Raw genomic sequence first — 9,964 nt, forward strand, 5'->3', positions numbered from 1 at the left:
ACCATATAAACCGCTTACTATAAGCTGTTCAGGGTGGCCGACGGTAGATAGTAATTTCGTCTATTAACCACCATAAAAAGAAGGATCCCGTCTTTTTCGTTACCTTTTTTTCCATTTATATCTAAAAGGATATATAATTTTCCGAAAATAATTTTAAAAATTATGTAAGGGAAGACTATTAAAGAAAAAAACGCAATATTCGACAAATTCACTAAAAAACTTTAAAAAAATCTCCAAAAACTTTACCTATTTCGACATAAATGTAGTAATATATTAATTGACAATTTCGATACTCGTATTATTTTACTACTGAAATATTATTTGTAAATAGATTTTTTTGGAATTTTGTTTTTGTTATAGAGAGGGGGTATGGAAGTGAGTGAATTTAATAAATCAGAAATCAGAATGATGAACCAAATATTGCTAGGATTATTTATAGCTGTTAATTACGCTTATTTTCTGTCCTTAGGAAATACGCCGTTCCCATGGTTCTCATACTTGGGAGCACCTGTTGGTTTAGCGATCATTCTATTTTGCTGGATTGGAAAAAAATACTTGCTGTTCAACATTGCATTATTGGCTGCAACAGTAATTTATTCAATAGCATTTAACTGGGGAGCGTTATTTCCTTCCCATTAATCAGTTGTAAAAGTAGAGCATTTTTTTACTAATAAAAAATATAAAAAATAACTATGTATGACCGCTGTGATTTATATACAAACAAACAAACAACATTAAAAGGACTTCCCATTATATAGCGGAAGTCCTTTTTCTTGTCAGGATCGTCAAATGATGACCTATTTTCTGCAGATAGCAAGGAATAATTTTTCTCTATTAATATCAGTTAGTCTACCCACATGAAGCAGAACGCAGACTATGTGTGAAAGGTTGTCACCCCAAAACGTAACAGACTATGTGAGTGTAAACACATTGACCGCAGGTTTTGCATTCGTCTTTACTGTTACGCGGCTCGCCATTCGGCGAGTTTTCTAATATTTAAACGCTGGCAGTGTCAAATCATAAAAATGGGTAAACAGAAACTGGCTTTCCAAATGACTGTGATAAATGTCTAATGCGGTCATTACCTTGCTGTCAGATTTTTCTTTTTTACAAAGCTCGTACAGGATATCAGCCTTTAATATGCTTTGGCCATCATCTTTAAGAGTCTCATAGGCCTTTTGGAAAAGGACGTGGGAGCTGAGGGTGTCTTGTAATATTCGCTTGTAAAACTGTCCCTCTAAAAAGAAATGACGAGCAATTAATAATGGATCTTTTATGCTAGTGACGAAGGGCTTTGCCCGCTTGATCAGGTCCGTTATAAACGATGTGTCATCATTCCGGTGCAAGCTTACATAGATGCTAAGTTGAATTACGGCTAAACATTGTTCTCTTTGATCAGGAATGTCTTTGAACATATCCAGGTCTGATAGGAAGTGCTCCTTCAGCTGCAGCCCGATATCATTTTTTGGGTAAGCTGCCAAACTGGTATAAATAGTGAGGGCCCATCCGCGCAATATTCCTGCAGCATCATTTGTTTGCTGCTGCTTTTCCCTTAAGGATAGCAAAGTTTCCCTTACATCTTCAAGCGAGTTATCATCCAGTAATTGGACTAGGAGTTTCATGTAATCCGTTTCCAGATGAGCAATCATGTAATGATTGATTTTATTGATATTTTGTATAGCTTGATATTTTGATGCTGTACATATGTAGAGAATCGCACGGTTAAAATAGATTTTGTCCCGCTCTATCTTCGTGACAGTCGGACTTACACTTGATAATTCCATGGCCTTGTCCAATATTTTAAAACTTTGTGAAATGTTTTTTCTGCTGAACATTATACTGGCCAAGAGGTTATAGGCATCCAATTTCAATCGTAAATTGTAATTATTTTTTTCCTCGGCATCAATGACTTGAAATAGATGCGCTTCCGCAAGTTGGGATTGATCCGTTTTTAGATAAAAAATCCCGGAAAGAAAATGGAAGTCAATTTTCCTGCTGGGAATTTGGTATGACTCTACTTTTTCCGAAAATAGCTTAAGCTCACTCTTTGCGTATTCCCACTGCTGCAATTCAATCAGATCTCTAATTTTGAGATTGAGATAATCCATTTCCTTCAGTTTTGCATTGATGTCAGGATCAGAAAAATAACTCATGGGCAATTCAAGCTTGATACAGAGTTCAGTCAATTGTTGTTCGGTTACAGGTTGCCTTCCATTTTCTATCTGGCTCATTTTGCCAAGTGAACAAATTCCCTCAGCCAATTCCTCTAGGGTCATACCCTTCGTTTTTCGCGCTGCTCTGATCTTATCACCAATTTCATTATGTCTGGGTATTATCTGGTTCATACATTTTCCTTCCGAATAGGGGACAGTATTTTTTCCTTATTTTACTATAAGAATTATCCTAGTTTCCAGAAATGAAATTTTTTGTGTTTTTTTCCAATAAAATCATTGAAAGTTTTATTTTGGTTGTTATAATGATGGTTATAGTAAAAATTACACACAAATTTAAACTAAAGGATAGGTAAATCGTATGTTAAACAGGAAAGCCATCTTATCCAATCGTATTCTTTTACTAATAAATAATATTGGAAAAAACAAAGCGCATCCTATTTCTAGAGTTGAAATCTAGGTTTGGAAGCGTTTTATTATTTGGGTTTGCAGGGAAAGTTGATTGATATTGTCTTAAACATTTCCTAACAAAGAGCATGAAACTTACCGAGCTTATGCAGGGATCCTCGGCCTGCTTGGGTAACCGGGTAGCAATTGAACCTGGGGGCATTGACAAGCAGGTTAACCACCGATTGCGGAATGTCAATTGTGCCTGATAGGTAATATTACCGGAAAAATCATCTATAAATAGGGCAAAGGATGCTGGGGAACGACGCCTGGAAAGGCCATGCAGTTTTCATTTACAGGGTTGCTGGGCAATATGATTTCGGGAGGCATGTGAGCAAATTTGTTTGAAAGGGCTATTTTTCGAAATTCTTCACCCGCAATTTGAAGGAAATTCAGTCATGACGGTCTTTAATATAGAAATAAATAGGCTGTCCGAATACAGGAACGGGCCAAATGATGCTCTGCAACTTACTGAAAAAAATCTCACATTGATAGCTGAAACAGTATAGAAAGGAAGTACATATTCATGAAGTCTTTTTTCAGATTAACTATTAAGAATAAACTTATCATTTCTTTTGCTTTAATTTTATTCGTTCCAAGTTTACTGATTGGGCTTATATCGTATAATTCCGCAAAGGGTAAAGTCGAAGATCAAATTCTCAACGCAGCTGGAGAAAACGTAAACTTAATTAATCAAAATATCGACCTCTTCTTTGAAGATAAGGTAAAAGTAGTCAATTATCTATCAAAATCTTTCACGAGCAGTCAGGTTGAAAGTGCTTTAGTTCCACGACTGGTAGATTTCAAGAAGGTATATCCGGAAATACAGACTGTATATTTAGGTACAAAATCTGGGGCGTTACTTAGTTCATCTGAGACGAAGCTAGCAGGGAACCCTGAACAAAAAGAATGGTTTCAGCAGGCCATTGAACATTCAGGCAATGCAGTGATAACTGACCCAAGTAAGGACGAAAGCACGGGGGATGCAATCGTTACTGTAGCCAAAACTCTGGAAGATAATAGCGGCGTAGTTGCTTTTGATGTGAAAATCAAAACCCTCGCTGATATGGTGAATGAAGCAAAAATCGGGAAAGAAGGCTATCCGCAGGTACTTGATAAAAACAGTAAGTTTTTAATTCATCCAAAACAGCCTGTTGGAGCAGACGCTTCCAATCCGGAGCATAAGTACATGTTTAAGCATGATTCGGGTTCAACGGCATATATGCTGGATGGTGAAGAGAAAAAGCTGATGTTTGAAACCAATAAAATGACTGGATGGAAAATTTCAGGAACCATGTATTCAGCAGAGATTGATAAAGAGGCCAGGTCTATTTTAATCACTACATTAATAGTTATTGCAGCATCATTGGTTGCTGCCGCCGCACTTGTTTATTTTATAATCAAGTCTATAATGACACCGTTAAGAAGATTAATGTCAGCCACGGAGAGTATCAACGAGGGGAACCTTGAGGAAACCATTGAAGTTAATTCTCATGACGAGTTAGGCCAATTAGGCAAAAGCTTCAATCAAATGGTTGACTCACTTCGGTCGATTTTAGGGCAAGTAAATATATCCGCCAATACATTGATCGCTTCATCAGAAGAACTAACGGCTACTGCCGAACAGAGCAGCCAGTCGGCTCAGCAGATTGCGTCCGCAACACAGCAGATTGCCGCAGGTGCGGATGAGCAATTAAATAGCGTAAATGGGGCAGCGACGGCTATTAACCAGATGTCTGCAGGGATTCAGCAAATAGCTGCAAGAAGTGAAGAAGTAGCAGAACTCACTCAAAATACGCTGGAAGTCTCTAAGAACGGTGCAAGCAGCGTGGCGGATGTTATTGTCCATATGAATGAAATCCAACAAACAGTCCAAGACACTTCCATAATCATCCGGAATCTTGGGGACCGTTCTAAGGAGATCGTGAGTATCGTTTCGATTATCACCGACATCTCGAACCAAACAAATTTGCTTGCCTTAAATGCAGCCATAGAATCGGCAAGGGCCGGGGAACATGGAAAAGGTTTTGCTGTGGTGGCAGATGAAGTCCGGAAACTAGCTGAGCAATCATCAGCTTCAGCAAAACAAATATCCGATTTAATTGGAGCCATTCAAGTAGAAACCGATCAGGCAGTAAATTCAATGAATGCAGGAACAGAAAAGGTCGCAGATGGAGTTGTCCGTACACAGCAATTCGGCGAGCTATTCCAGGTTATTGAACAAAGCGTATCGAATGTCAGCGGCAAGGTGCAGGAAGTTGCATCTTCCATTTATCAGATGTCAGCTGGAAGCCAACAAATTGTTGAAGCGATTGATGTTGTGAAACAAGTTGCTGAAGAAGGTGCCAGTGCGAGCCAGCAAAACTCTGCAACAAGTGAGGAACAGCTAGCAACGATGGAGGAAGTTTCGTCCGCAGCCCAATCATTATCCGTATTGGCTGAAGAGATGCAAACGATATTGGCGAAATTTAGGTTGTAATCTATGAATGGACAGACTAGCAGAATGGCCAAGTGCCTGTCCTGGATATATAACCGATTTAAGAAAAAAAGGACCTTAACTGCAAAACTGGTTAAGGTCTTTATTTTTAAGGGGAAATTCTCTAATATTAGATGAAACGATTAATTTAGAGTTTATGATAGATTGTCAGATGGGGGAAACATTTTATGGTACTTGGCCCGCGCGTACTGAAGACCGGAATTGCTGTAACGATTGCTTTATACATATGTGCTATTTTTGATTTAACGCCCGCCGTGTTTGCCGGAGTAGCTGCGATTTTTACGATCCAGCCATCGATTTATCGCTCATGGAAACAGTTGTCGGACCAACTGCTGACCAATACGATGGGAGCAGCGATTGCGCTACTTTCTATCCACTTTCTTGGGGATAATCCAATTACAATCGGCTTGATAATGATCCTCGTTATTTCATTTAGCTTAAGAATGAAAATGGAAAGTACAATCCCGCTTTCGTTGGTTACGGTTCTTGCCATTATGAGCGCCCCTGAAAATGAAAGTCTGCTTTTTACTTTAAACCGTTTTTTAATCATTTTGGTTGGTATAGCTTCGGCATTACTGATAAATCTATTGATTTTACCGCCTAAATATAAAAAAAATTATCTGGAAAAAGTCCATTCAGTTTTTCAGAATCTGTCACTATTGCTGCGGACGGCCATTTCTAATGAATTGAAGGAAAAATCATATCAGGAGCTGAGCCAGAAGCTGAGGAGTGACATCGATAGGCTGGAGGAGCTGTACCGGATTTTCGATGAAGAACGGGGAAAAATGTCAAAGCTGAATCCTTTGGATGTCAGGGAAATCGTTGTTTTTAAGCAAATGCTAAAGACACTCCAGCAAGGGGAAGAGGTGCTGGAGAACATAGAAGAGCATTACTTCCAAAGCAATGCAAACGACGAGGAAGACCAGCTATTTGACCATCATATCGAACAATTAATTAAAAGCCACGAATATTTTCTATTGAAATATGAAGGAAAAATGAAAGAGATAGACGACCATCTTGAAAATGAGATGATGGAATCAAGTGCTGCATTTTTCGAGCGGATCCTCGAGCAATACCCAGAAGATAAAGAAGGTAAGTTACGCTTGCTGATCATTGCTTCCTCAATTGTGGAATATTCTTTTCACTTGAAGCGGTTAGACCGGCTTGTGCAGCAGTATAACAAAGCGGCACATCTTCAGTAAACTGAAGATTTATAATGTTACAGCACAGTGAAAGCGCCGATTGACGGCGCTTTTTTGTATATTTAAGAATGAAGGCTGTATCGGGCACCGTTTTCACTTCATCTTTATCGGCTCCTGCCAGATACCAGCCTGCAGGCAATTCGAACCCGCTTTTTGCATATTTTCTGCTTATCTCCAAACGCTATATAAATGGAGGTGATTAGTTTGAAAAATAATCAAAAACAGCCAAAGGAAAAGTTACTAAAGGAAAATTCGTATGAAAACAGTGTCTCTTCGGAAGGAACGAAACACTTGGATTACGTCCCTCAGCCCCATGGATTTGGAGAAAGAATCACCCAGGACTCAGAATGAAAAAAGCAGTTGGCGGAGGAGCAGAACACGCTGCCGCAGGATGAAGGCTGTAACGGATATCAAAAAACTGGCAGACGCGTCTGCCAGTTGTGTTTAACCTGTACGCTTTATATAAGAGATTCAGCTCCATCGATGTAAACGTTAGATCCAGTAATATGTGAGGACTGATCGGAAGCCAAAAATAGGACCAGGTCTGCCACTTGGTCAGGTGATCCTGATTTATGCTTCAGTGGCTGGTTGCCTTCAGGGTATTCGATCGGAATTTTGATTTTTTCCAGATTCTCTTCCTCAGGGAAGGTATTGTTGTCGATGTTCGTTTCGATGGCACCGGGGCAAATGGTATTAACACGTATTTTGTAACGAGCAAGTTCCAGTGCCGCCATTTTTCCAAAGGCAACCTGTCCTGCTTTTGAGGTGCTGTAGGCAGTGAACCCAAAGTTACGGAAAATACGGTTTCCATTAATGGAGCTGGTGATGATGATGCTGCCGCCATGTTCCTTCATATGGGGGATTGCATACTTCACGGTTAAAAAAGTTCCTTTTAAATTGATGCTTAAGGTTTTTTCCCAGTCATCCGGTTCCAAATCCTCAATCGGTGAAAGAACTCCATTAATCCCGGCGTTTGCAAATACAATGTCAAGCCGTCCCCATTTATCAGCAATCTTTTGAATGCATGCTTCCACCCGTGCGGGATCTGAAACGTCTGTTTCAATAATTAGAGCTTCTCCGCCCAGCTCTTCGATTTGTTTTTTTATATCAACAGCGTTCTCTTCTTTAATGTCCGCGAGCGCCACCTTTGCTCCGTTCTGGGCCAGTTTCAAAGCAGAAGCCAGGCCAATGCCAGAGCCTGCCCCTGTTACAAGGGCTACCTTATCCTTAACAGAAGTCACTTAACTTCACTCCTCTTTTTTTTAATAACTTACTATCCCCTTTTCGGCCGCTCTAAAAACCACCAATCTCACCCAGCAACTCGGATTCTGGAAAAAGCTGATAAAAATTGATACTCTATAGAAATGAGAATAAAATAGCATGGAGGAATGGTAAATGATTCGTTTTGGGATTATCGGAACCAATTGGATAACAGAAGCTTTTATTAAAGCTGCCAGCAATATAGAAGATTTTGAACTAACAGCGGTTTATTCACGAACTATGGAACGTGCGAAGGAATTTGCTGACAATTACGGGGTTGATTCGTTGTTTACGGATCTCGAGGAAATGGCTGTGAGCAATATAATTGATGCAGTTTATATAGCCACCCCAAATTCACTTCACGCGGAACAAGCACTAATCTTTCTCAAACATAAAAAGCATGTGCTTTGTGAAAAGCCGATCGCGTCCAACCGGTTTGAACTGGCGGATATGATTCAAGCGGCAAAGGAAAATGATGTGCTGCTAATGGAAGCAATGAAGCCACCCTTCCTTCCAAACTTTAAAAGCGTTCAGAAAAACCTTCATAAAATAGGTAAAATAAGGCGTTTTTCAGCTAGTCAGAGCCAATACTCATCAAGATATGACGCCTATAAAGCAGGTACGGTGATGAATGCTTTCAAACCTGAATTCGCCAGTGGATCTTTGATGGATATAGGCATTTATTGCATTTATCCAGTTGTGATGCTGTTGGGGCGTCCAGAAAAGATTCTTGCGAATGGCTATCTGCTTGAATCAGGAGCCGATGGTCAGGGCAGCATCATTTTTTCCTACAAGGAAAGTGAAGCAATCATTTCTCATTCGAAAATAACCAATTCAGTTGTTCCATCTGAAATCCAGGGAGAGAACGGAAGTATCCTGATTGATAAAATTTCTGATCCAAAGAGCGTAAAGATTGTTTATCGGGATGGTACAGAGGAAGATATTACTCAAAGTCAGGCTGAAAATACAATGGTTTATGAAGCGATGGAATTCATCGAATTAATAAAGTCAGGCAAGCATGAGTCAGACATTAATTCCTTTGAGATGTCCATGGCTGTCATGGAAATCATGGATGAAGCAAGAGCACAAATCGGACTTAAATATCCAGGAGACCGCTAACCTAAAGGCTGCCATTTTGCAGCCTTTTTGCATACGCAGATGAGAAATAAGAAGAGCATGTTAATAAAGAACGGGAAAAGCAAAAATTGTAGTAAAAGTTCCTTAAGTGACGAATGTTTCCTCATAGAGGTTGCCTCACTTATATCAGAATGTAAAAGTGCATTTCCTTTTTTCTTCAATTTCCATAGATAATAAAGGATGGTTGCTATTACCAAAAAAGTATTGGAGAGAAAATAATGAACGATGAAATGCTTAACATTTTTGATGAGAATCATCGCCATCTAGAGGTAGCTTCTCGTAAGGAAGTACACTAATTTGGGCATGGGCATGAAACCTGCCATTCTTGGCTGATTAGCAGGGAGGGTAACACAGAATATGTGTATTTCCAGCTTCGCAGTGAAGAGAAAAAAGATTTTCCAAGTCTTTTTGATATTTCTGCCGCAGGCCATATCCTGGCCAATGAAACAGTTGAAGATGGGATAAGGGAAGTCAAAGAGGAACTTGGAATTGATATTTCCATGAATGACCTGGAGTATGTAGGTGTTATTAAAGATAGCAATACTACCGATCGTTTTATGCTCATGTTTTTTTAAACAATGAAATAATTGTATGCCAATCATTATAGAAACCGCTGGGAGAGCGGGAAAAAACACAAGTATTTTAGAATGATGATGGGAATTGGTGTCACAGCCGTTTTTTTAGATATTTGGTTTTAGTAAATTAAAAAAAACCGCTCAAATTATACGTTGACCTATAAGATGTACAAGCTATTTTGTTTATGCTGCATATCATAAAAGCAGAATAGGGAGGGAGGTCTGAAAGTATATTCCGAGTGTATGTTACGCAAGCTTGAACTTTGATGCTTACGAGCAGTTGGAGTGCAATGAATATATATCAGGGTTCAAATATTACGTTGAAAAAGGTCGCTGTAATTTACACTCAGATGTTTGCAGAAGCTGCAAACTTGAATATTGTCTTTTGAATGCATTAGTCACCGGTGTTCATAAAAAAATATTTAAATGAGAGAAGGTAAATTATGGGGAACAATAATGCCCAGGCAAGAAACAATTGGGAGCAAAAACAGAATAACAGAGATCAAAAAAGAAATAATCGGGAGCAGAGAAGGAATAACCGCGACCAAGAAAGAAACAAGCGAGACCAGGAAAGAAACAACAGAGACCAAGCAAAGAATAATCGCGACCAGGAAAGAAACAACCGCGACCAAGCAAAGAATGACCGCGACCAGGAAAGAAACAACCGCGACCAAG

Annotated in this window: 9 protein-coding genes; 7 read left to right on the top strand and 2 right to left on the bottom strand. The window is 39.4% G+C overall.

What is annotated here, in order from left to right:
• Positions 1-375: 375 nt before the first annotated feature.
• Positions 376-639: a hypothetical protein gene (locus D0469_RS08625; protein ID WP_117326343.1), complete on the top strand. Its 264-nt coding sequence runs from the start codon at positions 376-378 to the stop codon at positions 637-639.
• Between the two features lie 350 nt (positions 640-989).
• On the opposite strand, the gene D0469_RS08630 is transcribed toward D0469_RS08625, so the two are convergent.
• Entirely contained in the window at positions 990-2,345 is a 1,356-nt protein-coding gene (locus tag D0469_RS08630; protein ID WP_117326344.1) for a helix-turn-helix domain-containing protein, read from the bottom strand.
• A gap of 799 nt (positions 2,346-3,144) precedes the next feature.
• Between D0469_RS08630 and D0469_RS08635 the strand changes: the two genes are divergently transcribed.
• The 3 genes from D0469_RS08635 to D0469_RS21050 all read left to right on the top strand — a co-directional run bounded on the left by D0469_RS08635 (position 3,145) and on the right by D0469_RS21050 (position 6,668).
• The gene (locus D0469_RS08635; protein ID WP_117326345.1) at positions 3,145-5,097 is read left to right on the top strand and encodes a methyl-accepting chemotaxis protein; all 1,953 of its coding nucleotides are present in this window, start codon (positions 3,145-3,147) and stop codon (positions 5,095-5,097) included.
• 185 nt (positions 5,098-5,282) lie between these two features.
• Positions 5,283-6,317, top strand: a complete 1,035-nt coding sequence (locus D0469_RS08640) for an aromatic acid exporter family protein (RefSeq protein WP_117326346.1) — start codon at positions 5,283-5,285, stop codon at positions 6,315-6,317.
• Between the two features lie 204 nt (positions 6,318-6,521).
• Positions 6,522-6,668 (top strand): hypothetical protein, encoded by a 147-nt coding sequence (locus D0469_RS21050; protein WP_158553397.1) that lies wholly within the window; start codon positions 6,522-6,524, stop codon positions 6,666-6,668.
• A gap of 107 nt (positions 6,669-6,775) precedes the next feature.
• Here D0469_RS21050 and D0469_RS08645 read toward each other — a convergent pair whose 3' ends face one another.
• On the bottom strand, positions 6,776-7,558 hold the full coding sequence (locus D0469_RS08645; RefSeq protein WP_117326347.1) for an SDR family oxidoreductase: 783 nt from the start codon (positions 7,556-7,558) through the stop codon (positions 6,776-6,778).
• A gap of 154 nt (positions 7,559-7,712) precedes the next feature.
• Here D0469_RS08645 and D0469_RS08650 point away from each other — a divergent pair, with 154 nt between their 5' ends.
• From D0469_RS08650 to D0469_RS08660, 3 genes are all read left to right on the top strand, one after another.
• Positions 7,713-8,696, top strand: coding sequence for a Gfo/Idh/MocA family protein (locus D0469_RS08650; protein WP_117326348.1), 984 nt, complete (start codon positions 7,713-7,715; stop codon positions 8,694-8,696).
• Between the two features lie 377 nt (positions 8,697-9,073).
• Positions 9,074-9,289 (top strand): NUDIX domain-containing protein, encoded by a 216-nt coding sequence (locus D0469_RS21590; RefSeq protein WP_233522994.1) that lies wholly within the window; start codon positions 9,074-9,076, stop codon positions 9,287-9,289.
• A gap of 443 nt (positions 9,290-9,732) precedes the next feature.
• Positions 9,733-9,964: hypothetical protein (locus D0469_RS08660; protein WP_199478427.1), on the top strand; the 232-nt coding region annotated here is incomplete at its 3' end.

The sequence above is a fragment of the Peribacillus saganii genome (assembly GCF_003429095.1).
GTDB classification, from domain to species: Bacteria; Bacillota; Bacilli; order Bacillales; family DSM-1321; genus Peribacillus; species Peribacillus saganii.